Origin of the sequence: Paraburkholderia sp. BCC1885 (genome assembly GCF_900996235.1) — a bacterium.
Classification (GTDB): domain Bacteria; phylum Pseudomonadota; class Gammaproteobacteria; order Burkholderiales; family Burkholderiaceae; genus Paraburkholderia.
Window position 1 is genome coordinate 130,015 of sequence record NZ_CAAJGM010000219.1, and the last position, 26,276, is coordinate 156,290.

The following is a 26,276-nucleotide window of genomic DNA, read 5'->3' on the forward strand; positions in this document are numbered from 1 at the left end:
CACGCACCTTTTAGTTAGACGGCAGCACCTGGCCGCGAATCTCCCCCATCGGGTTCTGCACGGTGTGGATGTTGAAATACCACTGCCCTGCCATCAGGTCGATCACCTGTTGTTCCGTCAACGTTGCGGAGCCCTTGATCGGGCTGGCGAGCGCGCTCTTTTCAATGGGAATCTGCACCTTCGCGTTTTGCCCGACCGGCGCGGGACCGTGGAAGTGCGCAGCCGCAGCCGCACTCGACAGACCTTCATACGTGACGGTCCACTGCAACGCCTTGGTCGACGTATCGAAGGTGGCGTTTAGCATGCCATGCGCGTGACTCACACGCGGCGGCACTTCACTCGATGGCTCCAGGTCCGCCTTGAGCGCCACCGTGTCCGCGAAGGCGATCCCCGCCGCCAGCGCCCACAACATGACACCCAGACTCAGTTTCCGAGTTGCAAGCATGTTTTTCTCCGGACTTGCTGCACCGCCGCACCCATGGATAGGCCGCGTGCGGAGCCATCACATGTTAGTGTAAATCGCTCGCAGACGTTCGGCTCAATGGAGCGGATAGGTCGCTTGTCCGGTCATGCCAATAAAAAAGGCACCGCGAACGGTGCCTTCATCAAGCTGCGGGGCCGATGCTTCGCTTAGAAGCGGTGACGGATACCCGTGCTCACCACGACCTGGCTGCGACCGGCCGACGGTGCGTCGGTACCGAACACTTGCGTGCTGAGCGCGTCACCCTTCGCGCCGACATGCGCAACGCCTTCAGCATAGATATCCGTGCGACGCGACAGCGCGTAGTCGGCCTGCAGGCCGAACTGATTCCAGTGGCTCGAGGCTTTCGACGCTTCCGGTGTGCGCAGAAGCGCCTGGGTGTACGTGTAAGCCGCGCCGAGCGAGAACGCCGGCGTCAGGTTGTAGCGCGCATTGACTTCGTAGTTGCTATAGCGCAGCGAGCCGTCGCCAATCGCAAACTGGTAGCGGCTTTGCGTATACACCGCGCCGACCACGGCAGGACCGAACGCGAAGCTGCCGCCGGCGCCGAAGGTACGCTGTTTCTGCGTGCCGCCGACGGAGCTGAAATCAGGCGCGCCGTCCTGGATGGCGCCGTTCGCGCTGCGGTCGAGGCCTTGCGCCTGCAGATAACCGGCACCCAGCTTCAGGCCGCCGTTTTCATAGCCTGCGCCGACGCTGTATGCGCGGTCGTTGGCGAAGCCGCCGGCCTGATTCGAGAAGCCGTACAGGCCGCTGAACGACAGGCCGCTGTAGTTCGCACTCTGAAACTTCACAGAGTTGTTGATGCGAATGGAGTCGTTCGCGTTGTCGTTGTCGCCAGGATGCGCGAAGTACGTGCCGCCCCAGCTGCCCGTTGCCGTCAGCGGGCCCAGATAGTCGACCACGGAGTCGTACTGACGGCCCAGCGTCAGCGTGCCATACGGGCTGGACAGACCAGCAAACGCCTGGCGGTTGAACATGCGTCCGTCTGCATCGGACTTGCCGTTGCCCAGATCGAAACCGCTTTCGAGCGTGAAGACCGCTGCGAGACCGCCGCCCAGATCTTCCTTGCCGCGCAGGCCCCAACGGCTACCGTCAACGTTACCGCTCTTCATTGCATAAAGCGGCTTTTGGCCCGAGCCGGTCACTTCATGGTTCACATAGGTAAAGCCGGCATCGACGATGCCATACAGCGTGACACTGCTTTGTGCGTAAGCCGCACTCGCGAAGCTCGCGGTCACTGCCGCAAGAATCAACGTCTTCTTCATGTTGCTCCCAAAATACCGTGTGATTGAGTCAGCGGACTCGTTCGATTAACCGCGCGACAGCAGTCCAGGCGCGGCGATCTCGGCGTCCCGGTTTTCACCGGATACCGCTTTGATCTGCACCGCGAAGTGTAGGTGCGTGACTTTCGAGACGACCGCGTGATTCACACAAAAGAGTTTTTGAATTATTCAAAAAAAGCCAGCCGATCTGGCTGCGAGCCTTGATCTTCAAGGCCTGTTTTCTATCTTGTTTTTATAGTTAGCTTTACTTATCTATTTAAAGCGTTGCCCACCCGCCACAGCGCCGAGATAGAACTATCCCAGGAAGGATTCGGACCCGTCCCATGCCTGCCCACGCCAACACTCCTTAACATGCAACATTCAGGTATTTTCAGTGCCATGGCCGTTTCACGCCGCGTGCGGCGACGGCCCCTTACCGTTTGAATCGAATTGACGATGAACCATTTGCAGGCCATGCGCGTCTTTCTGAAAGTCGCGGAAAATGGTTCGTTTGGACGTGCAGCAGCAAGTCTCGAGTTATCCAACGCCGTGGTGACGCGCTATGTCGCGTTGCTGGAGACGCATCTCAACACGCGCCTCGTCAATCGCACCACGCGCAGCGTGTCGTTGACCGAAGCCGGCCTCGCCTATGCAGAAGGTTGCAGACAGACGCTGGAGCAACTCGATGCGATGGAATCGAGCATTTCGCAAACCGCCACCGACCCCGCAGGAACACTGAAGCTCGTGGCTGTGGCGTCGTTCTCGCTATTCGGTCTCACGCCTTTGTTGCAGCAGTATCGCGCGCGTCATCCCAAGGTGAAGCTGGCGGTGACGCTTCTGCACCGGCCGGTCGACCTGATCGAGGAAGGGTTCGACGTTGGCATCGTGGGGCCGGGACAGGTCACGGGCGGTACGTTGATCAAACGCTCGCTGTTCACGGTCAGTGCGATCGCGGTCGCTTCACGCGCGTACATCGGCACGCATGGCATGCCGGCGACCCCAGCGAGTCTCGCCAGGCACACGTTCCTCGCCCCTTCCGCTAACCAGTCCATTTCCGACTGGATTTTCGTCACCGAAGACGGCCGCGAGGAGACGGTGAGTCTTGAGCCCGCGTATTCGGTCAACAATGCCGTGATGCTGCGCCAGGCCGCCCTCGCCGACATGGGCATCACGATCCTGCCGGAAAACCATGTCGCGGAGGACCTGTTGGAGGGAACGCTCGTGCAGGTGTTGAGCGGCTATCGGATCAAAGGGGCCGACAAGGAGGTGTCGCTCGTCTATCCCGGGCGTCGCCATGTGTCGGCCAAAACCCGTTCGTTTGTCGATTTCACAGTCGACTATTTTCGGGCAGCAGGCGTGCAGCCACTTTCACCAGCATTTCAAAATACATAATTGCGCGATTTGACGAGAATCTGGCCGTTTTGGAGCGCTATGCTTTCTTCAGCGAGAAGTGACTCCTTCATCGAAGGATGTCTCCAATCTTCAACGCGGCTTCGGCCGCGTTTTTTTTCGCCCGCTTAGCTTAGGCCAGCAACGCGGCCTGCTCTTCGATCCCATCGAGCATCGCATGGCACTTCCTGACGAGCGTGAGGCCGTCCGCACGGAGCGCGTCGGGCGTCTTGCGGGTCATGCCGGTGCGGTATTGCTCCAGCGCGGCAAGCAGCGGTGGATACTGCAACACCCCCGCCGCGCCGGCTACCCGGTGATGCCATTCGCGCAATTGCGCGACATTCGCGTCATCGAGCAAGGGCGGCAGCGCGCGGACGTCGTCCCGCACCGACGTCACGAACGAATCCAGCAAAGCCTTCACTGTCGATTCGCTGCCCCATAACTGCGTCATGTGGCCCAGATCTACCGGCACGAAGGGCTCGACGGCCACGTCCTGGCCATGCGCTTCCGGGGCAGGCAACGCGCCGGCCGCTTCGGCCGACGCCAGCGTGGCTTGACGCGCGCCGTCCGCGCCGAACCAGCGGCTCAGATGTTCGCGCAGCGTCGCCAGACGCGTCGGCTTGATGAGGCAATCGTCCATGCCGGCGTCTCGGCATTGCTTCAGATCCTCCGGCGCCGTGTTGGCGGTGATGCCGAGGATCGGCAAACGCTGGGCGCCATCTGGCCGGACCGCTTCGATTTCACGCACGCGACGCGCCAGTTCATAGCCGGACAGATTCGGCATATGACAATCGGTAATCAGGCATCCGTAGCTTGTCTGCTGCATCGCGGCAAGCGCCTCCACGCCGTCATTGACGACGTCGCAGGCGAAGCCGAGCAGCGTCAGTTGATGACGGATCAGCTCCTGATTGACCGGATGGTCCTCCGCCACCAGAATCAGGCGGCCGCTGGCAATGGCGCGCTCCCGGTCCGGCGGCGCCGAGCCCGCGTCGGCCAGACCGCGTGGCCGTGGCGCCGGGGTCGACAAGCCCGTCAACGCCGCCGCGCACGCAGCGCCGAGCCCGCGCCACGAAATGGGATTGATGCTCACGCGCACGGTGTTATCGAGAATGCGGTAACCGGTCGGCTTGGGCTTCTCCGTCAGGCAGACGACGCGCACGCCGAGACGTGCGGCGTCCGGCACCTCGATACCTTCGCTCACGAAAATCAGATCCGCGCCGGCCAGCACAGCCGGCTCGCGCAGCTCAGCGGCCGCCACCGTGCGCAACTCGATACCGAGCGCGTCGCCAAAATGCACCAGCGCCTGCGCGACGCGCGCATCGTCAACCGCGACGACACCCCGTTTGCCGCGCAGACCGCCCACCTTGTAGCGTCGCGCCTCGATGGGCATGACGAGCCGCACCGTCATGCGGGTTCCGACGCCAGGCACGCTCTGCAACTCCAGCGCGCCGTCCATCAGGGCGATCAGCTTGCGGCAGATGGTCAGGCCCAGCCCGGTACCGCCAAAGCGCCGCGTGGTCGACGATTCGGCCTGCACGAACGGCTCGAACAGGCGCGCCTGCACGTCGGGCGCAATACCGATGCCCGTATCCTCGACCGTCATCTCGAGCGTCTGCGCCGCATCCGTCTGTTCTGTGACGGCAACCCGCACGTCGACCTCGCCCGCCAGAGTGAACTTGATGGCGTTGCCTAGCAGGTTGAAAAGAATCTGCCGCAGCCGCACGCTGTCGCCGCGCAGGCTCGCCGCGACCTCGGGCGCAATGTCCACGCGTACTTTCAGGCCCTTTTCGTGGGCGCGCCCGGCAAGCAGGCCAACGGCGTTATCGACCAGCTCGCGCATGTCGATCGGCTCGGCTTCGATGGTGAGGCGCCCGGCTTCGATCTTCGAGTAGTCGAGCAGGTCGTCCAGAATCTGTAGCAAGGCCCCCGCGGACTCGTGGATCATGCCGAGCATTTCGCCCTGATCGGCGCTAAGACGGGTGCGTTCCAGCACTTCGACGAGCCCCAGCACGCCGTTCATCGGAGTGCGGATTTCGTGGCTCATCATCGCAAGGAAGTCGTCCTTGCCGCGCGAGGCGGCCTCGGCGAGATCGCGGGCGCGTGCCAGTTCCTCGGCGCGCGCGTGTTCGACGCTGGCATCCACCCAGTAATCGCTCCAGACGACGCTGCCGGCCGCTTCACGGCGGGGCACCAGTTCTGCCCGCACCCATCTGATACCGTCCGCCGCATTGGCGCGAAACTCCATGTGAATCGGCGTCTCCGTGCGCGCGGACCGCTCGAGTTCGGCCAGCACGCGGCGGCGGTCTTGTTCCCAGACGCGCGAAAAGTCGATCTTGCCGGGCTCCGCCAGCACGCCCATGTCGCTGCCTAACAGATGCTGCGTATCGCCACCGATATAGGGAAACGAATACTGGCCATGCGCGTCGCGCCGCAACTGGAACACGACCGCCGGCAGCGACCGCGTGACGTCGAACAGACGCCGCTCATTCTCACGAGCGAGCATCTCCGCACGCCGGAAGTCGGTGATGTCGACCATCGTGCCCAACACGCATGAAGGCTTGCCGTCGACGCCGTAGCAGACGCGCGTCCAGAACAGGCCACGCCGCAGCCGGCCGGCGGCATCCATAAATTCGAGTTCGAGCTGGGTGCGCTCGCCGGTTTTCAGCATCTCGCGCGTCGCGCGTTCGAGCTCGCCGGTGTTGGTCGCACCCCATGCCTGGACCTGTTCGCCGGTCAGCCCCAGCACGTCGTCGCGCCGCAAGCCCGAACTCTCTTCGTATGCGCGATTGATGGCGATGTACCGCCCTTCCAGATCCTTCGCGATTAGCGGGTACGGCACCATCTCCATCATGGTCTGCTGAAAATTCAGTTGCGCGGCCAGTTCCCGTTCGGTCTGCTTGCGCCGCCGCACCTCGCGCTGCAGCAGCAAATAGGCGCGCAGCGTGACGGCCAGCACCACGGCAATACCGATCAGCAACGGCAGCAAACGCACCGCCGTCACGCTCCAGACGCCGTGCTCATTGGCGTTCCCCGCCACCCACTTTTGGCGGATGCGCTGCTTCTCGGCGAGCGGCATGGCCAGGAGCGCGCGATCGATCAATCCGGCGAGCGGCGCCAGATCGGGACGCATGGCAAAGCCGAGCGAGTCGGACTCGCCCACCGTGCCAAGGATCTTCAACTCGCCCGCATAGTGCTGCTTCAGTTCGAGATCGACGGCGGCCACGTTGCCGACGAGTACGTCCGCCTCGCCGTGCGCGACCCGGTCGAGCGCTTCGCCGAGGCTCGGCGCGACGCTCACGTTTGCTGCCGGTATGTGGTATGCGGACAGCGGGACGGACCCCGCAATATGCGCCGACATCACGATGCGGCGTGCGGCGAAATCACTCAGACTGCGCGCCGCGGGTTCGTTTTCGCGCACCACGATCACGAGCGGGTAGCTTTCATAAGCGCGGCTTAGCGTGGCATTTTTCAACCGCTGGTCATTACGCGCAGTGGTGGCCAGCATGGCGAGATCGCCGCGCTGGAAGGCGCTGATCGTCTCGCTCCAGTTGGCGAGCGGCGCCCGGGTGAAGCGGATGCCGAGCACACGGCTCAGATAGTCGAGATAGTCGGCGGCGATGCCGCCTGGACGCCCCGCCTCGTCGAGGTAGCTGAACGGCGCCCAGTCGTTGTCGAAACCCACGCTAAGCGGCGGCAGCGAATGCAGCCACGCCTGCTCGGCGGGACTGAGCACGAGCCGCTTCGTGGCGACGACGGAGGGCAGGTCGAAGCTCTCGCCGAGCCAGCGCGAACGAATCGCCGACTCGTCGGCCGGCGCCAGCGTCGCAAGCGCGCGATCGAGTTGGTCGCGCAGGGCAATGCGGTCCCGCGCGACGGCGAAGCGCAGCTCGCTGGGCCTCGCGCTATCCTCGAACGCAATGCGCAAACCATGCGCCGCCTCGTTCGACAGCGCGTATTGAATGGCGGGCGTGAAGCCGAGATAGGCGTCCGCGCCGCCCTGTGCGACGGCCTGCAACGCTGAACCGGTATCGGCGAAGGTAATGATCTGCGCGCGTGGGTAGCGTTCGCGCAACGAACGTTCAAGCGCGAAACCCGTTTCGATCGCGAGGCGGGCGTTCGCCAGTTGCGCCGGGTCTTTGATGACCGTGTCGCCGGCCTTCACGACAACCGACGTGGACGCCCTGAAATACGGAGCAGTGAAGCTGAGGCTGTGCTCGCGCTCGGGAGTCCGGGCGACGCTCATCAGCAGGTCGACCTTGCCGGCGGCCATGGCCGCAAGAAGCCGCGGCATGTCGGGATAGACGGCGGGCTCGATCACCACCGACGGCCCGACGAGCGCGCGCAGGTAGTCGGCGCTCAGGCCGCTCAGGCGAGCGTCTTCGACCTTCTCGAAAGGCGGCCAGCCGCCCGCGAGCGTACCGACGACGAGTTTCGCCGGCACACCTGGGCTCGCCGCTGACGCGGCGGCATCCGCCGGCGCCGGCGTCAGGGCGAAAACGGATGAACCGACGAGCAACGCGAGCAGAACGATAACGCCCTGCGCAAAGCGCCGCGCGACGTCACGCAGGTTCCGGATGGCTGGAGTTTTCATGATTGGTACGCAAATCATGTCGGGATGGCGCTCAGGCGGCCTCGCCCTGTATTTCCACCGCGTTATCACGGTCGCGGCTTGTGCCGCGCTTGCCCCACACGAACGCGAATAGAACGCCCGCGGCGATACCGCCGGCCATCGGCGCTGCCCAGAACAGCCAGAGCTGGTCGAGCGCCCAGTCGCCGACGAACAGCGCCGGCCCCGTGGAACGCGCCGGATTGACCGCGCCATTGGTGACCGGCAGAGCAACCAGATAGATCAGCGCGAGGCAAGCGCCCTTGACCATCGGCGCGACCGCGCGCGAGACACCCTTGCGCGACATCAGCAGATACATCGTCACGAGGGCGAAGGACATCACCACTTCAATCGCCAGTGCCGAGTGGAGTTGATAGTCGGACGGCGAGTGGTCGCCAAAACCGTTCGCACCGAATTCGCTCGCGGCGAGGTCGAAGCCCGGGCGCCCGCTCGCCACGTAGGCGAGTAGCGCAGCGCCTGCAACCGCGCCGACGATTTGTGCGGCGATATACGGCACGAGGTCGCGAATCGGGAAGCGGTTGGCGACGGCAAAGCCGACCGTCACCACCGGGTTGAAATGGGCGCCGGACGAACGCTCAAGTGCATAGGTCGCCGTAGCGAGCGCAAGCCCGAAAGCAAGCGCCACTTCCAGCACGCCATAGCCTGGCGCCGGAGCCGCGCCATTTAGCACGAGGCTGCCGCAGCCCGCAAAAACGAGCCATGCCGTACCCGCTCCTTCGACCATCAGTCGCTTACTCAAGCTCATCGTTACGCCCTCTCACTGTCTGAGTCACACACGGTGAAAAGGCGCGCACGATGCGCCAGCCGCATGCCATTCAGAAGTATGGGACGGCGATTCGCCCCCACTAATCAGACGATTCCTAAATCCGAGATGCCGCCCGACAAGTTGGCGTCAGTTCCCTCACAACCACTCAGGTCAAGCCAAGTTGCTGCGCGTATTTGATCAATTCGGTATCCGAATCGAGCCCGAGTTTGCGCATTGCGCTGCGTCTTTGCGTGCTGATGGTTTTGCTACTGCGCTCAAGCTGCACGGCAATGTCGCCAATGGACAAACCTTGGACATAGAGGCAGAACACTTCCCATTCCCTGGCGCTCAGAACGCCGGCAAGAGGGAGTGGAAAAGAGCCCAGTTCATCGAACGCCGATTGCACGCTGGATGAGAGATAACGACGCCCTTCGACAGCCGCCTTAACTGCATCCGGCAGCGCATCGACGCAGTCGCGCTTGTCGACAATGGCCGACACGCCCAAATGCAACAGGCCCGAAAGTGTCGGCGGATGACAGATCATGGTGAGAATCACGACGCGCGGATGCGGCGGATGCCGAAGGATCCGCCGCAATATCGGCGTCGCGTTCTGGAGGCCGTCCGCATCGGGCATGCCGATATCGGATACGACGACTTCGCAAGGGCAGGTATCGACGAGTTCGGCCAGCGTTTGCACGTCGCACGCCTCGCCCACAATCGACAGGGACGGCTCGCGTTCCAGCAGATGCCGAACACCAAGACGTATGCTGCTATGGTCGTCCGCCACAATGACTCGGGTTATCGGGTTCATGTTCTTGTTGTGGTGCTCACCGGTGTTCCCTGCACCCACCGTGCCTCCCCGGGAACTGCCAGTCGTATTTTCTGACCGCCGCGCCGGCTCGCCGGACACGACGCCCTACCGGATCAGGGCCGCCACTGCGGCGCGTCATCCGGCAGCAAGCCGTGTTCGGCGGCAAATTTGAACAACTCGCTGTCGCTATTCAAAGCCAGCTTGCGCATGGCTTTGCATTTCTGTGCGCTGACCGTCTTGACGCTGCGGCCAAGGCGCCTGGCAATTTCAGTCACGCCGATGCCCGATGCGTATTGCCTGAGGACGTTCATTTCGCGCGGCGACAATAGCTCGCGCACGAATTCGAGCCGGCGCGCCACGGTTGCTTCGACGATCGATGCCCGCACCGTCGGCCCGACATACCGCTCATGCGCGAGCGCCGTCACGATCGCCACCGGAATCAGGTCGATCCTGTCGCGCTTGCTCATCACCGCCTCGACCCCAAGCGAAATCAGGCGCTCCAATACTTCCGGCTTGGTCTCCATGGTCAGCACCACCAACGGCACGTTCGGGCAGCATTTGCGGAATTCCCTGAGCGTGCCGAAGGCGTCGCCATCGAGATTGCCCGGCATGTGCAGGTCGATCACGGCGAGGTCGCACGCACCCCGCCCGGCCTCGGCCAGCAATTCGGTTGAATCGCTCGCCCGACCCACGATCTGGATGTTGGGAAAAGCCATCAGCAGATTTTCGATCGCCAGCAGGACAAGCGGATGGTCGTCCGCAATGATCGCCCGGATAGGCGTGCTGGCGTCAGCGCATTCATTCATTGTTGAGCCCACTTCTATATTGGATTCGTGCTGCTTTTTGCAGAGCACCTAGCCTATCTGTGAGCATCAAACATTTGCCGTAGTACAAATATAAGATTGCTCCGAAATAATCCACCGGGCACCGCCTTTGGATGAGAGTTACTTCGGCATTCGCCTCACTTGCCAGGAGGCTCCGTGGGCTCTGACATAGGCAAATAAACCGGGATCATTGGTGACGCCGAGCTTGGTCATCGCAAAGCGCTTTTGACGGCTGACCGTGCGGATGTCACGTCCAAGCGTGCTGGCGATTTCAGTTATCGAGCGGCCCTGTGCGAACAATCCGATGACCTCGGACTCTCGCGCCGACAGACCCCGTATCCGAAGCGGCTCGTGCGGCTTGCGGCTGAGTCTGGTCAAACTCTGCAGGATCGATTGGCTGATATAGGCGCGTCCGGCGCTTGCCGCACGGATTGCGGTGACCAGCTCGGACATGGGCTCGGTTTTGTTGAGCATCCCAAGGACGCCATCCACGATGACCGAACGCAGGATCGCAATATTCGTCAGGCTGGTGAGCACGACGATGTGCAGCGCCGGCCAGTCACGGCGAAGTCGGCGGATCAGCGGCAAGCCGTCTTCCGCCGGGCCGGTCTTGCTCGGCATGGTCAGATCGGTGACGAGCACGTCGCAGGGAACGCTTTGCAACAGCTCGATCAATGCGCCAGGACTTTTCGCCTCACCCACAATCATGATGTCGCGGTATGCCGACAGCGCGGAGCGGATTCCGAGCAGTACGAATGGATGGTCGTCTGCCAGAATGACTCTGGAGTTCTCCATGTTTATCTCTCATTTTTGTTTGTATATGCGCTTTAATTGTTCCGACGGTGCGCCGTGAGACGTGGCGCAAGCCCGGCCAGGCTCGCGGTACGTCTCACAGTCTCGAAACAACGCGACAGGTATCTCCATATGATCATTTTCTTTAAAAAGACAAAATCGGAGCTTTCCGAAATAGTCGTTTAAATTTGCATATTTTTTTGACCATAAGGAATGCCGAATTTATATGTGGGAATATCGGAAGTACGAGACCGGCGTGGCGCGCGCCTGATGCTGTCGGGCGTCGGCCTGCCAGAACTCCCTGCGGGGCAATTTCAGTTCTGGCTTGGGCATGCCGGTGAAGGCGGTCGCGAGCGCGCAAACGTCGGCCACCGCCGCCCGCCTTTGGTGCAATTGTTCAGTCGCGCTGCATAGCACATGCAAACGGCAATGCAACGTCCATTTTGCGACGCAGCGATGGCTGCCGTGAAAACTTGAAAAGGCGGGTTTGAAAGCGCACAGGATGCCGCCTATGATTAACCGGTGTCGCGGGAAATGGTCTGTTCTCCCGCGGCGGATGTCGCCGAATACCCAAAATCGTGAACATTCGGTCGCAACATTTTGCAATCCGCATCATATTGGCGCATCCGTTCCGTTTTCTGGGTTTCGCTGTCGCGTTTTAAAGCAGGTTTGAAGGGCCGTCATGCTGCGCCGTTTGCATGCATGAGAAATATGCGTCATCAACGCGTTGTCCCCGACGAGGCTTGGCGTGCATCGAAGAACTATCGGATCCTCCATTCTGTTTGTGCTTGGCAGCGCGTGGGCCTGCGCGAGCCTCGCGGCCACCGGCGACGCCGCCGCGCCCATGCCCTCGGCCATGGATGAGCGGGTGCGGGCCTGCACGTCCTGTCACGGCGCGCAGGGCCAGGGGCGCGACAACGACTACTTCCCGCGCATCGCCGGCAAGCCCGCCGACTACCTGTTCAACCAGTTGATCTCGTTTCGTGACGGCGGACGCACGTACCCGCCGATGGGCTATCTGATCGCGTTCCTGCCCGACGACTATCTGCGCAAGATCAGCCAGTACTTCGCGGCTCTGCAGCCGCCCTATCCGAACGCCGACAGCGGCAGCGTGCCGCCCGCCGTACTCAGCTACGGCGAAAAGCTCGTCACGCACGGCGACCCCACGCGCCAGTTGCCCGCCTGCGCGGCCTGCCACGGCGCCCGGCTGACCGGGACGCAGCCCGGCATTCCGGGCCTGCTCGGCCTGCACGCCAGCTACATCGCCGGCCAGATGGGGACCTGGCGCTCCGGGACCCGTCACGCGGTCGCGCCGGACTGCATGCACTCGATCGCCGTCAAGCTGACCGACAAGGACATCACGGCGGTGTCGAGCTGGCTCGCACGCCAGCCGCGCCCCGACGATCCACGGCCGGCGCCCGACAGTCATGCTGCGTTGCCATTGGCATGCGGGAGTCAACCGCAATGAGGCCGATCCTGTTTCGCGTGGTGCACCTGTTCGCGCTCATATTTGCGCTGACCGTCGCGCCCAGCTCGTCAATGCTATCGGCGTTCGCCGCGGACGCAGTCGCCGCTGCCGGAGCAGGCGCCGACACCCGCCCCGACATCGTCAAGCGCGGCGAATACCTCGCCCGCGCCGGCGACTGCATTGCCTGCCACACCGCGCCGCGCGGCAAGATGTTCGGCGGCGGCCTCGCCATGGACACGCCGTTCGGCACGCTCTACTCGCCCAATATCAGTCCGGACGCGCAATATGGCATCGGCGCATGGAGTCCGGACGCGTTCTTCCACATGATGCGCACCGGCATCACCCCGGACGGCAAGCTGCTTTATCCCGCCATGCCGATCGCGCAATACACCAAGGTCACGCGCGAGGATTCCGACGCCATCTTCGCCTACCTGCAGTCCGTGCCGCCGGTGCGCGAACCGAGCCATCCGCAGCAGCTGAAATTCCCCTTCAACCAGCGCAAGCTGCTGCTCGGCTGGCGCACGCTGTATTTTCGCGAAGGCGAATACAAGCCCGATCCGACGCGCTCGGTCGAATGGAATCGCGGCGCGTACCTTGTGGAAGGGCTCGGCCACTGCACGCTCTGCCACACGAAGATCAATCTGCTTGGCGGCTCGTCGCAGCGCGACCAGTTCGCCGGCGGTCTGATCCCGGTGCAGAACTGGTACGCGCCCTCGCTCACCTCCGACAAGGACGGCGGTCTCGGCGACTGGAGCGTGAAGGACATCGTCGACCTGCTGCAGGCCGGCATCTCCGATCGCGGCGCTGTCTACGGACCGATGGCCGAGGTCACATATCACAGCCTGCAGTACATGACCGACGACGACATCAAGGCCATGGCCGCCTATCTGAAGACACTGCCGGACCGCGACCCCGGCCGCAAGGCGGGACCGTCGGCGCCGACCAACACGCGGATCTTCCAGCTCGGCAGCCAGATCTACGCGGACAAATGCGCGCTGTGTCACGGCCAGAACGGCGAAGGGCACGTGCAGCATTACCCGCCGCTCGCGCACAACCAGTCGATTGAAATGAACTCGGCGGTCAATCCGATTCGCATCGTGCTGAACGGCGGCTTCCCGCCCGGCACGCAACGCAATGCCGAACCCTATGGCATGCCGCCGTTCGGCCAGGAACTGAACGACACCGACGCGGCCGCCGTGGTGACCTATATCCGCACGGCGTGGGGCAATCATGGCGCGCCGGTGACGGATCGCGAGGTGAACGAACTGCGCAAGGCGCCGCTGCATTGAGCCATGCGCGCGGCAGCGAGGCAGCGCCCTGGCCACGCGCGCGAGTGAACCGATCCACACGATGTTGCGGAGATCCTGCAGATGGACGACAAAGACTACCCGAGCGCCGCGCCGCCCACCGATGACGAGGTGGAACGCGTGGTGGCCGCCGGCCCGCACGGCGCGATCGCCGTGGCCGGCATCGCCACGCTGATCGTAATGGCGATCTGGGCCGGCTTCTATCTCTTTGTCTTCCTGCCACGCGGAGTCGTGCACTGATCATGGCGACACCCACTCCTGACCACTCTGGCGGCGGCCACTCGGTCGCCCTGCGCGCCGAACGGCGCTGGGCGATCTTCGCCTCGGCGCTGATCCTGCTGATGATGGTGATCATCGTGTTTTCGGGCCTGCACTGGGCCATGATGCCGCCGTCGCGCGTCGAGACCGTCGATCCGACGCGCCTGCAGTTATCCGGCGAATTCGTCGAAGACAACCTGGGCTCGGCGGTCGAAGCGGACGGCTCGGTGGTGGTGCGCTTCATCGCGCAGCAGTATTCGTTCACGCCGCAATGCCTGCTGGTTCCGGCCGGCACACCCATCACTTTTCGCACCACCAGCGCGGACGTCGTGCATGGCCTGCTGGTCACCGACACCAACATCAACACGATGGTCGTACCCGGCTATATCTCGACGCTGGCGACGAGCTTCGATCATCCGGGCGACCACCTGATGCCCTGCCACGAGTTCTGCGGCTTCGGCCATCAGACCATGTGGGCGCACGTGAAGGTAATCGACAAGGCCACGTTCTTCGAGCAGGCACGACAATCAAGGAGACTGAGCTGTGTTTCTCGCTAAGCGACTCGTTCTCGCGCATTTCTGGCTCGCCTTCATTGCGTTTTTGCTGGCGCTCTTTCTCGGCTCGTGGCAGATGCTGGTGCGAAGTCCGCTTCTGCCGTGGGTGGGCGACCCCGAGCTCTATTACCGCTCCGTCACCGCGCACGGCACGGTGATGGCCTACGTGCTGCCGACCCTCGTCGCGATGGGCTTCGGCTACGCAATCGTCGAACTCGCGCTGCGCCAGCCGCTGGTCGGACTCAGATGGGCGTGGGCTGCGTTCTTCGTTCTGGCGGTCGGCGCGGTGGTGGCGATGGTGCCGGTGTCGATGGGCCGGGCCTCGGTGCTGTTCACCTTCTATCCGCCGATGATCGGGAGTCCGTTGTATTACTTGGGCGTGGTGCTGGTGGTAGTGGGCTCATGGATCTGGGTCGCGCTGATGCACGTGAACCTGCGTGTCTGGAAGCGCGCCAATCCGGACCAGCCCGTGCCGCTCGCGATGTTCGCCAATGTGGCGGGCGCCTACCTGTGGGCGTGGACGGCGATCGGCGCGGCGCTGGAAATCCTGCTGCAGATTTTGCCGGTTGCGTTTGGCTGGAAGACCACCATCGATGCCGGCCTCTCGCGCGTGCTGTTCTCGTGGACCCTGCACGCCATCGTCTACTTCTGGCTGATTCCGGCGTATATCGCTTACTACACGATCGTGCCGGGCGCGATAGGCGGGCGTCTCTATAGCGATTCGATGGCGCGGGTGTCGTTCATCCTGTTTCTGATTTTCGCCATGCCGATCGGCATTCACCATCTGTTTGCCGATCCGCAGGTCGGCGCGGGCTTCAAGTTCCTGCACGCGGTCTTCACCGGCATGGTGACGGTGCCGACGCTGCTCACGGTGTTCACGATCTGCGCTTCGGTGGAAATCGCCGGACGCCTGCGCGGCGGCACCGGCGCGTTCGGCTGGCTCACCGCGCTGCCGTGGCGCAATCCGATGATGCTGGTGCTGGCGTTTTCGTTCGTCATGCTGGGGCTCGGCGGCGCGGGCGGCCTCATCAACATGAGCTATCAGATGAATTCCACGATCCACAACACGCAGTGGGTCACCGGCCATTTCCATCTGATTTTCGGCGGCGCGGTCGTCATCATGTACTTCGCCATCGCCTATGAACTCTGGCCGCAACTGACCGGACGCGCGCTCTGTTCCATGGCTCTTGTGCGCACCCAGTTGTGGCTGTGGTTTGTCGGCATGATGGTGGTGACGCTGCCGTGGCACTACGTGGGCCTGCTCGGCGCGCCGCGCCGGATGGCCTATTACGACTACAGCGCGCCCGGCCTCCAGGAGCAGGCCATCTGGGTGGCGATGTCGGCGCTTGGCGGCTTCGTGCTGGTGATCTCCGGCGTGCTGTTCATCTACATTCTGGCGAAGTCGCAATTCGGGCCGCTTGCGCAGCCTCGAGAATTCCGCTTCAGTCTCGCCACTCATCCGGTGGATCGCCTACCTGCCGCATTGAACAGCTTCGGGCTGTGGGTCTCGCTGATGGTCGCACTCACCGTCGTCAACTACAGCGTGCCGATCCTGCAGTTGCTGCGGCTGCAGCAAACCTCCGTGCCCGCGGTCGTCGTCGGAGCCCAGCGATGAACCAGGAACGCGTCTTCAGCCTGCGCAACCCATGGTTCGTGAGGAGCGTGGGCGGCACGCTCGCGCTGGTGGTGATATCGATTCTGGTCGGCTTCATCTGGCTGCCGTCGGCCAATGGCGATTTCAGCGGACGCGGCCTGTGGGCCACCATCTGCAGCGCGGCCGGGACACCGTCGAGCTGGTACGGCGGCGGCGCGAACGTCGCGGGCCCGGCGCCGAGCGACGTGGTCGTGCTGCCGCCGCAGCATGTGAGCGCCGATGCGGCAGCCATCGGCCGCGGCGCGACCCTCGCCACGCAGAACTGTTCGATGTGCCACGGCGTGCTCGGCACCGTGCAGGTGACGGCGCCGGCGCTGGCCGGTCAATATGCGGATGTGATCTACAAGGAATTGCGCGACTATCAGAGCGGGCTGCGCGCCAACGCCGTCATGCAGCCGATCATCCACAACCGCAGCGACGAAGACCTGCACGATCTGGCCGCGTACTACGCCTCGCTGCAGCGCGCGGCGCCGGCAGAGCCGGCTGCCGCCAGCACGGAACAGGATGCCAATGCGGTGAAGCTGGCGATGCAGGGCGACCCGATCCGCAACATCGCACCGTGCGCCGCGTGTCATGGCCAGCTCGACCGCAAGGGCGCGGCGCCGTGGCTTGGCGGTCAGTCGTCGGTGTATCTGGCTGCGCAAATGCAGCGCTTCGCCAGCGCCGAGCGCCACAACGACATCAACGAGCAAATGCGCAACGTGGCGCGGCACCTGACGCCGCAGGAGATCGACGGTCTCGCGAAATACTACGCGGCGCAGCCTTAACAACGAGAACGTTCAGACAGCTCTTCAGGACGCCGGTCAGGCCGCAACCGGCTCGACGCGCCGCGCCCCCGCGCGCGGATTGCCCGCCGGCCGCACCGCCCGCTGCGCCGCCGACGCATCGGTGCGGAACACCGCGACAGCGGCCGTCAGACGGCGCGCCTGATCTTCCAGCGAGCCGGCCGCAGCCGCCGCCTGTTCGACCAGCGCCGCGTTTTGCTGCGTGACTTCGTCCATCTGCGCGACGGCCAGGTTCACCTGATCGATGCCGCTGCTCTGCTCCGTCGCGGCAGCCGCAATCTCGCCCATGATGGCGCTGACGCGCGCAATGGCGTTGACGATCTCCGTCATCGTCGCACCGGACCGTTCGACCAGTTGCGCGCCGGTCTGCACGCGCGAATTCGAGTCGTCGATCAGCGTCTTGATCTCCTTGGCGGCGGCCGCGCTACGCTGCGCAAGCGAGCGCACTTCGCTCGCCACCACGGCAAAGCCGCGGCCCTGCTCGCCCGCGCGGGCCGCTTCGACCGCAGCATTGAGCGCGAGAATATTGGTCTGGAACGCGATGCCTTCGATCACCCCGACGATGTCCGCGATCCGCCGCGAGTCGTCGACCATGTGATTCATCGTGCCTACCACCTGCTGGGTCAGCTCACCGCCCTGCGCCGCAAGGCTCGAGGCGCCTTGCGCGAGCGAACTCGCCTGCTTTGCGTTCTCGGCGGTCTGCTTGACGGTAGAGGTGAGCTCTTCGATGCTGGCCGCGGTCTCTTCGAGCGAGGCGGCCTGCTCTTCGGTACGTTGCGACAGATCGGTATTGCCGGCGGCGATCTCGCTGACGCCCGTGTCGATCGATTCGGTACCCTGACGAACCGCGTTGACCGTCGTGATCAGAGAATCCTGCATTTTGCGCAGCGCGGTGGCAAGCTTGCCCATTTCGTTATTGCTCGTCACGTCGACATGGCCGGTCAGGTCGCCATTCGCGATGCGTTCGAACTGCCCGATGGTCGCATCCACCGGATGCACGATCGCCCGCACCAGCACCATGCGGCCAAGCCACGAGAACACCAGCGCCAGCACCATGCCCACCGCCACCGCCACGCTGATCGCGTAGAACCGGTCCTGCGCATCCTGATAGCGTTGCGCGCCATGGCTCATTTGCAGTTGCTCGAGCGTCAGCATGGCTTTTTCGTAGGCGCTATAAAGGGCGGGAAGTTTGTGCGCCTGCAGTTGCTGGAAGCCTGGCTTGTCGCCGGATTTCAACGCGGCCATCGCCGGCTCGACGCCTTCGTGCAGGAAGGTGTCGCGCTTGTCCTGCATGTCCTTGATGAGGCGCTGTTCTTCGTTGTCCGAACCAGCGCGGCTCATATAGTGGGCAAGGCGGTCGTTCGAGATCTTCAGATACTGGTCGAAGCGTTGCAGAACCGCGGCGGCGCCATCCTGATCGTTGAGGTCGACGAGCGACGCGTAAGTGGCAAGCGCGAGACGCAGGCGCAGCAACTGGCCGGCGCTGCCTTCGAGATCGGCGACCGCCGGCGTATCCACGGTGTACATCTGCTGTAGCGAGTCGTTACCGGCTCGCAACGAGAGCAGGCCGGCCGCCGCCCCGATCAGCAAGACGATGCCGAAGAAGGCGATCATCAGGGTTAGACAGGCGCGGATCGACAGCTTGTTCAACATGGGCAAGTCTCCATTGGGGCGGCTTGACCGGCGATCAGCGAGAAGGTCCGGTCAGGCATGCTGCGCCCAAGCCCTTTGGCCAGGTCCGCAACTTTGATTAAAATTTAAGCGAACGCCACACTGAATGGTCAACGGCCGATTTGCAAAAAACTTTATGGTTTGATCAGACAAATCGCCTTACATTGTTTTGCCGCAGACAACGTAAATGCGAATAAATTGGAGACCGGCCTCCTGCGGAGTCGCGCACCATGTACGAGATTGGATCGGCCTTGCTGGTGTTCGCACTGCTTTTGATTGGCACTGCGACGGGTGTGCTGGTCAAACCGTTGCTGCCTGAAGAACACAAGGCTCACGAAACGGTTCAGCTCATTCAGTTAGTGATCGGCATGCTCGTCACCTTCGCGGCCCTCGTGCTGGGGCTGATGACGGCGTCCGCCAAGTCCGGCTTCGACACGGTTGGCAACGACTTTCGCACCTATTCCGCCGACCTGATCCAGCTCAATGCCACCTTGCGCCAATACGGCGCGAATGCCGACGAAGTGCGTCAGTTGCTGCGCGCTTACACGGCGGCGGCGATTGCCAGCACCTGGCCCGGCGAGCCGCACCCCGGTGGCGACTACTATCCGCGCGACCTGCCGCCGGAGAACCACGCGGACAAACTGGAAGACAGCCGGCTCGGCGACATGCTCAATCTGGCCGGCGAGAAACTACGGCGGCTATCCGCGCCGGATACTTTTCACCAGCGGCTGCTGGATCAGGGCATGCAGCAATTCGAAACTGTCGTGGAGGCGCGCTGGAAGCTGATAGAAGAAGCGCACAGCACGATCTCCCAGCCGTTCTTCAAGACGCTGACGTTCTGGCTCTTCATCATCTTTCTGAGCTTCGGGCTGATCGCGCCGCGCAATGCGCTGGCGCTGGTGACGATCACGCTCGGGGCCTTGTCCATTGCCTCGGCCGTGTACGTGATCGTCGATCTGGATACGCCGTTCACCGGGCCGATCGTTATTTCGAGTCAGCCGATGCGCGATGCATTAGACCATCTGAACCGTTAAGCGCGCGCCGCCATCTTTTCGCGCGCCCAGGTCACCGCCGCACGCGCCGGCGCGATGCCGGTCGCCTTCACGCGCTCCGCGAGTTCGAAGACGCGCGGACCGATCTGCGCGACTTCCGCGAGCACCGCCTGCTCTTCGCCCGAGCCTTCGTATTCGCGCACGCAACTGATGATGCCGCCCGCGTTCACAAGAAAATCCGGCGCATAGAAAATGCCGCGCTGATGCAGGACGTCGCCTTCGGCCAGCGACAGCAACTGGTTGTTTGCGCCGCCCGCCACCACCTTGAAGCGGCACTGCGCCGCCACCGATTCCGTGATCGAGCCGCCCAGCGCGCACGGCGCAAAGACGTCGGCTTCGACGCCGGTGATCTCGCTGGTCGCCACCACGCGCGCATTGAAGCGCGCCTGCGCGAGCGCGGTTTTGGCGGCGTCGATGTCCGATACGATCAGTTGCGCACCCGCCTGATGCAGACGCTCGCTGAGATCCCAGCCAACCGAGCCAAGCCCCTGCACCGCGACCGACACGCCGTCGAGCGACTTACGTCCCAGCGCCGCTTCCACGGCGGCCAGCAGGCCGACGAATACGCCATAGGCCGTGCGTGGCGAAGGATTGCCGCCGTACACATCGTTGGCGCGCGGAATGCCGCTCACGTAGCCGGTTTCGCTTTGCACGGCGCGCATATCGTCGGCGGTCGTGCCGACGTCTTCAGCCGTGATGTAAATGCCTTCCAGCGACTGCACCAGCCGGCCGAACGCCTTGAACAGCGCGGCGCGGTCAGAGACGTCCGGGCGGCGCAGGATCACCGCCTTGCCGCCGCCGAACGGCAGGTCGGCGAGCGCGTTCTTGAATGCCATGCCTTGCGACAAACGCAGGGCGTCGTTATACGCCTCGTGGTCGGAGGCGTATTGCCAGAAGCGGCAGCCGCCGAACGCGGGGCCGCGCGCCGTGCTGTAGACGGCAACAATGGCCTGCAGGCCGGAAGCGGCGTCGGTGGCAAGCACGATGCGCTCGTGAGCGGGTTCGCCATGCAGCCCGAAAAGCGTGCCGGCGGCGGTGGTCGTCAGTCGGTCCATCAGTATTCCTTCCTTGTGGGCGGAGAGTTCAGCATCCGCGCGAAGCCATGGCCTCGCGCCTCGCCGCATGCGGGCCGGATCGCGGCCGCATGCGGAGTACGGGCGGGGCGTGCGGATTGCGGATTCGCGATGCCCCGGTCGCAAGAGTTTAGGCGGCCAATTCCGGGAATTTCTTCTGTTTATCTGGCATCATGCCAAGCGCAGCAGAAGCAATGACCATCAAATCTCACAATCGAAGACAATTCGTCTCCCCGCATGCCGTGCGCGGGGCGAGTCCATTGGAGGACGACATGAAGCTCGACGCCATCGACCAGCGAATCCTGCGCGAACTGCGCAGCGATGGCCGCCTGTCGAACGCGAAGCTGGCCGAACGCGTCGGCCTGTCGGCGACGCCTTGCTGGAACCGCGTGCGCGCGCTCGAAGAGGCCGGCGTGATCGAAGGCTATGCGGCGCTGCTCAACCAGAAAGCGCTCGGCCTGCCCGACACCGTGATCATCGAAGTGACGCTCGACAAGCACGACGAGCGCACGCTGGAGCGCTTCGGCGAGGCGCTCGCGGATCTGCCGGAAGTGGTCGAGGCGTTTCTCGTCTCGGGCGAGTACGACTATCTGATCAAGGTGGCGGTGGCGGGCACCGAAGGCTACGAGTCGTTCCTGCGCCGCAAGCTGTACCGGCTGCCGGGCTTTCAGAACAGCCGCTCGATCTTCGCGCTGCGTTGCCTGAAACGCTCTATTTCGGTTGAGCCCTGAATGTCCGAAGGCGCGCTGAAAGGTCCCAGGCACGCGGCTGCAACGGTTGCACCCGGACGCGCTAGACCATCGGCTCTAGTTTTGATGTTTCCAAAAACGCGAACAGTTTCGGCGTGTTATAAGCGCGATACCTTTTCGACCACGCGGCTTTCGATGCCCGCTGAATACGGTCGACGCGTCCCCTTGAACCTCTTCTTCCTAAACAGGCCATGAAACTGTCGCATTCCTTCACCGCGGTGCTCTCGGCGCTCTCGCTCACTTTTGCCGGCATCGCGTCGGCGGTCACGGTGCCGCCCGGCACGTCTCTCGCCGCCAGGCAGGAATTCACGCGGCAGGTGCCGACCGAAGTCGAATCGCTCGACCCCGCGCACATCGAATCGTGGACCGGCAACACCATCGGCCTCGATCTGTTCGAAGGGCTTACGCGCATCGGCCCGTCGGGCGCGGTGGTGCCGGGCGTCGCGCTGTCGTGGACGCGCACCGCACCCGACACCTGGCTGTTCAAGCTGCGTCACGATGCGAAGTGGAGCAACGGCGAGCCGGTAACGGCCGCCGACTTCATCTACTCGTGGCAACGCGTGCTCGATCCGAAGACGGGCTCGAAATACACGATCCTCGTGGAATTCGTGAAGAACGCGAAGGCGATTCTCGCGGGCAAGGCGCCGCTCACGTCGCTCGGCGCGCGGGCGATCGATCCGTATACGCTGGAGGTGAAGACCGAAGTGCCGGCCGCCTTCTTTCCCGAACTGACCGCCATGCCGACCATGGCGCCGGTGAACAAGGCGGTGGTGGCGAAATCCGGCGACAGCTGGACGCGTCCGGGCAACCTGGTGAGCAATGGCCCCTACATGCTGACCGTCTGGGAGCCGAACAACCGCATCGTGCTGGTCAAGAATCCGAAGTACTGGAACGCGCCGCAAGTGGTGATCACCCAGGTCACCTACGTGCCGGTGGAAAGCGACGAAACGGCCATGCGCATGTATCAGTCCGGCCAGATCGACTACACCTACTCGATCCCCTCGGGCATCTATGCCCAGGTGAGCAGGCAGTTCGGCAAGGAATTGCAGACCGGCGTGCAGATCGCCACCTACTTTTATAGCCTGAACGACACCGACCCAGCCTTCCGCGACCCGCGCGTGCGCCAGGCGCTCTCCATGGTGATCGACCGCGACCTGCTCACCTCGAAGCTCGCGCAAGCCGGCGAGCTGCCGATGTACGGCCTGATCTCCAAAGGCACCAAGGGCGCCGCCGTCTACACACCCGACTGGGCAAGCTGGCCGATGAACAAGCGGGTCGACTACGCGCGCGACCTGATGAAAGCAGCCGGTTATTCGGATGCGAAGCCGCTCACCTTCACGCTGACCTACAACACCAACGACCTGCACAAGAAGGTGGCGCTCTTCACCACCGCCCAATGGCGCACCAAGCTCGGCGTGAACGTGAAGCTGGAAAACGTCGAATACAAGGTGCTGCTGAGCGAGCGTCATGCCGGCAAGATCCAGGCATCGCGCGACGGCTGGTTCGTCGACTATAACGACGCCATGTCGTACTTCGACCAGTTGCGCTGCGGCAGCCTGCAGAACGATCAGCAGTTCTGCGACCCGAAGGTCGACGCGCTGGTCAACCAGGCCAACGCGCAACTCGACGACGCGAAACGCACCGCCCTGCTCACCCAGGCGCATGATCTGGCGATGAGCGAAACGCCCCTCATCCCCATGTTCCAATATTCGGCCGACCGGCTCGTGAAGCCCTATGTGGCCGGCTACGAGGCCACCAATTACGTCGATCAGCGCGCCTCGCAGGACATGTACCTGCTGGCCCACTGACGCGTGATTGAAGCGTCACCGAACCTCGACCACCGACTAACGAAGTAACGGGATCCGCCATGCTCGCCTACGCGCTGCGCCGCACCCTGTGGGTCATTCCGACTGTTCTTGCCGTGATCACGGTGTGCTACCTGATGCTGCACGCAACACCGGGCGGACCATTCGATACGGACAAGCATCTGTCCGCTGCCGCGCTTGCCAATCTGAACGCCAAGTATCACCTCGACCAGCCGCTGTGGAAGCAGTACCTGCTCTATCTGGACGCCTTGCTGCACGGCGATCTCGGACCGTCGATCCGCTACGTCGACTGGTCCGTCAACGATCTGGTCGGCAAGGCGCTGCCGGTGAGTCTCGGCGTAGGCGGCCTCTCGGTGCCGATCGCGCTGGTGCTCGGCGTGTTGCTCGGCATTGCAGCCGCCGTGAGACGCGACGGCATCACCGATCGCATCGTGATGCTGCTCGGCAATCTCGGCAACGTGATTCCGCCGTTCGTGCTCGGTCCGATTCTGGTGTGGGTCTTCGCGATTCTGCTGAAACGCTCCGACGGTCACGGCTGGCTGCCCGCCGGCGGTTGGGGCGACGGCGGCTGGCGTTATCGGGTGCTGCCGATGGCGCTGCTGGTGATCATCAACGTCTCGTCGATTGCGCGGGTCATGCGCGGCAGCATGATCGAAGTGCTGTCGGGCAACTTCATCCGCACGGCGCGCGCCAAGGGCATGCCCGGCCATGTGATCGTGCTGCGCCACGCCCTCAAACCCGCGTTGATGCCGGTGGTCTCGCTGCTCGGCTCGATCTGCATTTCGTCGATCACGGCCGCCGTGGTCACCGAATCGGTGTTCGCGCTGCCGGGCCTCGGCCAACTGGTGGTGGACGGCGCCATCAACCGCGATTACACGCTGGTGCTCGGACTCGTGGTGCTCACGACCGTCGTGGCCGTCCTGTTCAACCTGCTCGTCGATCTGGCTTACGCGTGGCTCGATCCGCGCATCCGCTACTGATCATCGAACCTCGCCAATCACGACACCGACATGAACACCTCACCTTCCGCCGCCAATGCGTCCGCTGTCAAAGCGGGCGCCGCGCCGCGCTCGCGCAGTCCGCTCTCGCTCGCGTTCCGGCACTTCTTGCGCAACCGCGCCGCGCTTGCGAGCCTTGTGATTCTCGGGCTCATCATCGTTGCCTGTTTCGCGGGGCCGCTGTTCTTATCCAACGACCCTGCCGCCAACGACTGGGAAGCCATCAGCATCCCGCCCACGCTGCTGGGCCAGCACTGGTTCGGCACCGACGAACTGGGCCGCGACCTGCTGGTGCGCACGCTCGCGGGCGGCCGCGTGTCGCTCGAGGTCGGGCTGCTGGGCACGCTGGTGTCCGGCTTGATCGGCGTCGCGTGGGGCGCCACGGCCGGCTACATGGGTGGACGCACCGACGCGGTGATGATGCGCATTGTCGACATGATGTATGCGATTCCCTACATGCTGATCGCCATTCTCATGATGACGCTGCTCGGCCGCGACTTCTACCTGGTGGTGCTGACGATCAGCGCGTTCTCGTGGCTCGACATGGCGCGCGTGGTGCGCGGCCAGACGCTGTCGCTGCGCACGCGCGAATTCATCGACGCGGCGCGCGCGACCGGTGTCAGCACGCCGGGGATCATCCTGCGTCACATCGTGCCGAACCTGCTCGGCGTGGTGGTGGTGTATGCGACGGTCACGGTGCCGGGCATCGTGCTGACCGAATCGGTGCTGTCGTTTCTCGGCCTGGGCGTGCAGGAACCCATGACGAGCTGGGGCGTGCTGATCAACGACGGCGCGCAAAAACTGGAGTCGATGCCGTGGCTGCTGCTGTGCCCGGCCATCATGCTTTGCGTCACGCTGTACTGCGTGAACTTTGTCGGCGACGGGCTGCGCGACGCGCTCGATACCAAGGAGCGGTGAGATGGCGTTGCTTGAAGTAAAAAACCTCGGCGTGCGCTTCAGCCGGCGCGACGCCTCGCCCGTGGATGCGGTGCAGCGCGTGTCGTTCACGCTGGAAAAGGGCAAGACGCTCGGCATCGTCGGCGAATCGGGCTCGGGTAAAAGTCAAACGGTGATGGCGCTGCTCGGCCTGCTGCCCGGCAACGGCAAGACCTCCGGCGAGGCGCTTTACGGCGGCCGCAATCTGCTGGCGCTGAGCCAGCGTGAACTGAACCAGATTCGCGGCGACCGCATCGGCATGGTGTTCCAGGATCCGATGACCTCGCTCAATCCGTTCCTGACGGTCGAGCGGCAAATGACCGAAGCCTTGCAGATGCACCGTGGCGTGTCGCGGCGCGAGGCGCGCCAGAAAGCCATCGAGGCATTGCAGCGGGTGTGGATTCCGGACGCCGCCCGGCGGATCGATCGGTATCCTCACGAATTCTCCGGCGGCATGCGTCAGCGGGTGACGATCGCCACGGCGCTCCTGACCCAACCCGAAATCCTGATTGCCGACGAACCGACCACCGCGCTCGATGTCACCGTGCAGGCGCAGATCATCGAACTGCTGCGCGAACTGAATCGCGACCTCGGCACGGCGATCATCCTGATCACTCACGACATGGGCGTGGTAGCCGGGCTCGCCGACGACGTGATGGTGATGTACGCGGGCCGCACCGTGGAGCGCGCGAGCGCCCAGGCGCTGTTCGAGAACCCGACTCATCCGTACACGCGCGGACTGCTCGACGCGCTGCCGCGCATCGACGACGGCGACGGCACGCATGACATCGACGCACCGCTGCGCACGATTGCGGGCAACCCGCCCGCGCCCGGCGAGGCGATCGAAGGCTGCGCGTTCGCGCCGCGCTGCGCGCTGGCGCAAGACCACTGCCGCAGCACGCGGCCGGAACTCGAAGCAATTGCCGGCGTGCCGGACGGCTGGCGCGCCTGCCTGCGGCCAGTCGGCGAGATGATGGAGGTGGTGCGGTGAGCGAGACGGTGACGCAAAGG

22 protein-coding genes are annotated in these 26,276 nt (G+C 63.7%); 13 read left to right on the forward strand and 9 right to left on the reverse strand.

Translation table 11 applies throughout. The features are described from left to right. Positions 1-10: 10 nt before the first annotated feature. Entirely contained in the window at positions 11-445 is a 435-nt protein-coding gene (locus FQ755_RS25185; RefSeq protein ID WP_144157726.1) for a CHRD domain-containing protein, read from the reverse strand. A gap of 185 nt (positions 446-630) precedes the next feature. Next, positions 631-1,749: a porin gene (locus FQ755_RS25190; protein WP_144157727.1), complete on the reverse strand. Its 1,119-nt coding sequence runs from the start codon at positions 1,747-1,749 to the stop codon at positions 631-633. A gap of 453 nt (positions 1,750-2,202) precedes the next feature. Between FQ755_RS25190 and FQ755_RS25195 the strand changes: the two genes are divergently transcribed. Next, complete coding sequence (locus FQ755_RS25195) at positions 2,203-3,138, forward strand: LysR family transcriptional regulator (RefSeq protein ID WP_144157728.1); 936 nt, start codon at positions 2,203-2,205, stop codon at positions 3,136-3,138. 130 nt (positions 3,139-3,268) lie between these two features. Here the strand turns inward: FQ755_RS25195 and FQ755_RS25200 are convergent, their stop codons facing one another. The 5 genes from FQ755_RS25200 to FQ755_RS25220 form a co-directional block, all read right to left on the reverse strand. Next, positions 3,269-7,726 carry a transporter substrate-binding domain-containing protein gene (locus FQ755_RS25200; protein WP_144157729.1) on the reverse strand — a complete coding sequence of 1,486 codons (4,458 nt, stop codon included), beginning with the start codon at positions 7,724-7,726 and terminating at the stop codon, positions 3,269-3,271. A 31-nt stretch (positions 7,727-7,757) separates the two neighbouring features. Continuing rightward, entirely contained in the window at positions 7,758-8,507 is a 750-nt protein-coding gene (gene aqpZ, locus FQ755_RS25205) for an aquaporin Z (RefSeq protein WP_144157730.1), read from the reverse strand. A 166-nt stretch (positions 8,508-8,673) separates the two neighbouring features. Continuing rightward, positions 8,674-9,318: a response regulator transcription factor gene (locus FQ755_RS25210; protein WP_144157920.1), complete on the reverse strand. Its 645-nt coding sequence runs from the start codon at positions 9,316-9,318 to the stop codon at positions 8,674-8,676. Between the two features lie 113 nt (positions 9,319-9,431). After that, positions 9,432-10,124 (reverse strand): response regulator transcription factor, encoded by a 693-nt coding sequence (locus tag FQ755_RS25215; protein WP_144157731.1) that lies wholly within the window; start codon positions 10,122-10,124, stop codon positions 9,432-9,434. 138 nt (positions 10,125-10,262) lie between these two features. Further along, entirely contained in the window at positions 10,263-10,937 is a 675-nt protein-coding gene (locus FQ755_RS25220; protein WP_260858853.1) for a response regulator transcription factor, read from the reverse strand. 745 nt (positions 10,938-11,682) lie between these two features. Here FQ755_RS25220 and FQ755_RS25225 point away from each other — a divergent pair. The 6 genes from FQ755_RS25225 (at position 11,683) to FQ755_RS25245 (ending at position 16,942) form a co-directional block, all read left to right on the forward strand. After that, positions 11,683-12,402: a c-type cytochrome gene (locus tag FQ755_RS25225; RefSeq protein WP_144157732.1), complete on the forward strand. Its 720-nt coding sequence runs from the start codon at positions 11,683-11,685 to the stop codon at positions 12,400-12,402. Beyond that, on the forward strand, positions 12,399-13,691 hold the full coding sequence (locus tag FQ755_RS25230) for a c-type cytochrome (RefSeq protein WP_260858854.1): 1,293 nt from the start codon (positions 12,399-12,401) through the stop codon (positions 13,689-13,691). The genes FQ755_RS25225 and FQ755_RS25230 overlap by 4 nt, the downstream gene beginning before the upstream one ends. Before the next feature lie 81 nt (positions 13,692-13,772). Then, positions 13,773-13,949, forward strand: a complete 177-nt coding sequence (locus FQ755_RS37595; RefSeq protein WP_186308654.1) for a hypothetical protein — start codon at positions 13,773-13,775, stop codon at positions 13,947-13,949. A gap of 2 nt (positions 13,950-13,951) precedes the next feature. Continuing rightward, positions 13,952-14,524, forward strand: a complete 573-nt coding sequence (locus FQ755_RS25235) for a cytochrome C oxidase subunit II (RefSeq protein WP_144157734.1) — start codon at positions 13,952-13,954, stop codon at positions 14,522-14,524. Then, the gene (locus FQ755_RS25240) at positions 14,511-16,136 is read left to right on the forward strand and encodes a b(o/a)3-type cytochrome-c oxidase subunit 1 (RefSeq protein ID WP_144157735.1); all 1,626 of its coding nucleotides are present in this window, start codon (positions 14,511-14,513) and stop codon (positions 16,134-16,136) included. The genes FQ755_RS25235 and FQ755_RS25240 overlap by 14 nt, the downstream gene beginning before the upstream one ends. Further along, on the forward strand, positions 16,133-16,942 hold the full coding sequence (locus FQ755_RS25245; RefSeq protein WP_144157736.1) for a c-type cytochrome: 810 nt from the start codon (positions 16,133-16,135) through the stop codon (positions 16,940-16,942). The genes FQ755_RS25240 and FQ755_RS25245 overlap by 4 nt, the downstream gene beginning before the upstream one ends. Positions 16,943-16,978: 36 nt before the next feature. Here FQ755_RS25245 and FQ755_RS25250 read toward each other — a convergent pair whose 3' ends face one another. After that, a complete protein-coding gene (locus tag FQ755_RS25250) occupies positions 16,979-18,613 on the reverse strand; it encodes a methyl-accepting chemotaxis protein (RefSeq protein WP_144157737.1) in 1,635 nt (544 codons plus the stop codon). 248 nt (positions 18,614-18,861) lie between these two features. Between FQ755_RS25250 and FQ755_RS25255 the strand changes: the two genes are divergently transcribed. Further along, the gene (locus tag FQ755_RS25255; RefSeq protein ID WP_144157738.1) at positions 18,862-19,665 is read left to right on the forward strand and encodes a DUF4239 domain-containing protein; all 804 of its coding nucleotides are present in this window, start codon (positions 18,862-18,864) and stop codon (positions 19,663-19,665) included. Here FQ755_RS25255 and FQ755_RS25260 read toward each other — a convergent pair. Beyond that, positions 19,662-20,738, reverse strand: coding sequence for a Leu/Phe/Val dehydrogenase (locus tag FQ755_RS25260; protein WP_144157739.1), 1,077 nt, complete (start codon positions 20,736-20,738; stop codon positions 19,662-19,664). The two genes, FQ755_RS25255 and FQ755_RS25260, sit on opposite strands and share 4 nt — an antisense overlap. A gap of 290 nt (positions 20,739-21,028) precedes the next feature. Here FQ755_RS25260 and FQ755_RS25265 point away from each other — a divergent pair, with 290 nt between their 5' ends. The 5 genes from FQ755_RS25265 to FQ755_RS25285 all read left to right on the forward strand — a co-directional run bounded on the left by FQ755_RS25265 (position 21,029) and on the right by FQ755_RS25285 (position 26,256). Continuing rightward, positions 21,029-21,487, forward strand: coding sequence for an Lrp/AsnC family transcriptional regulator (locus FQ755_RS25265; RefSeq protein ID WP_144157922.1), 459 nt, complete (start codon positions 21,029-21,031; stop codon positions 21,485-21,487). 209 nt (positions 21,488-21,696) lie between these two features. Beyond that, positions 21,697-23,313, forward strand: coding sequence for an ABC transporter substrate-binding protein (locus FQ755_RS25270; RefSeq protein ID WP_144157740.1), 1,617 nt, complete (start codon positions 21,697-21,699; stop codon positions 23,311-23,313). A gap of 59 nt (positions 23,314-23,372) precedes the next feature. Beyond that, a complete protein-coding gene (locus FQ755_RS25275) occupies positions 23,373-24,311 on the forward strand; it encodes an ABC transporter permease subunit (RefSeq protein WP_144157741.1) in 939 nt (312 codons plus the stop codon). Positions 24,312-24,341: 30 nt separating this feature from the next. Continuing rightward, on the forward strand, positions 24,342-25,247 hold the full coding sequence (locus FQ755_RS25280) for an ABC transporter permease (protein ID WP_144157742.1): 906 nt from the start codon (positions 24,342-24,344) through the stop codon (positions 25,245-25,247). Between the two features lies 1 nt (position 25,248). Continuing rightward, complete coding sequence (locus FQ755_RS25285) at positions 25,249-26,256, forward strand: ABC transporter ATP-binding protein (RefSeq protein WP_144157743.1); 1,008 nt, start codon at positions 25,249-25,251, stop codon at positions 26,254-26,256. Positions 26,257-26,276 lie beyond the last annotated feature (20 nt).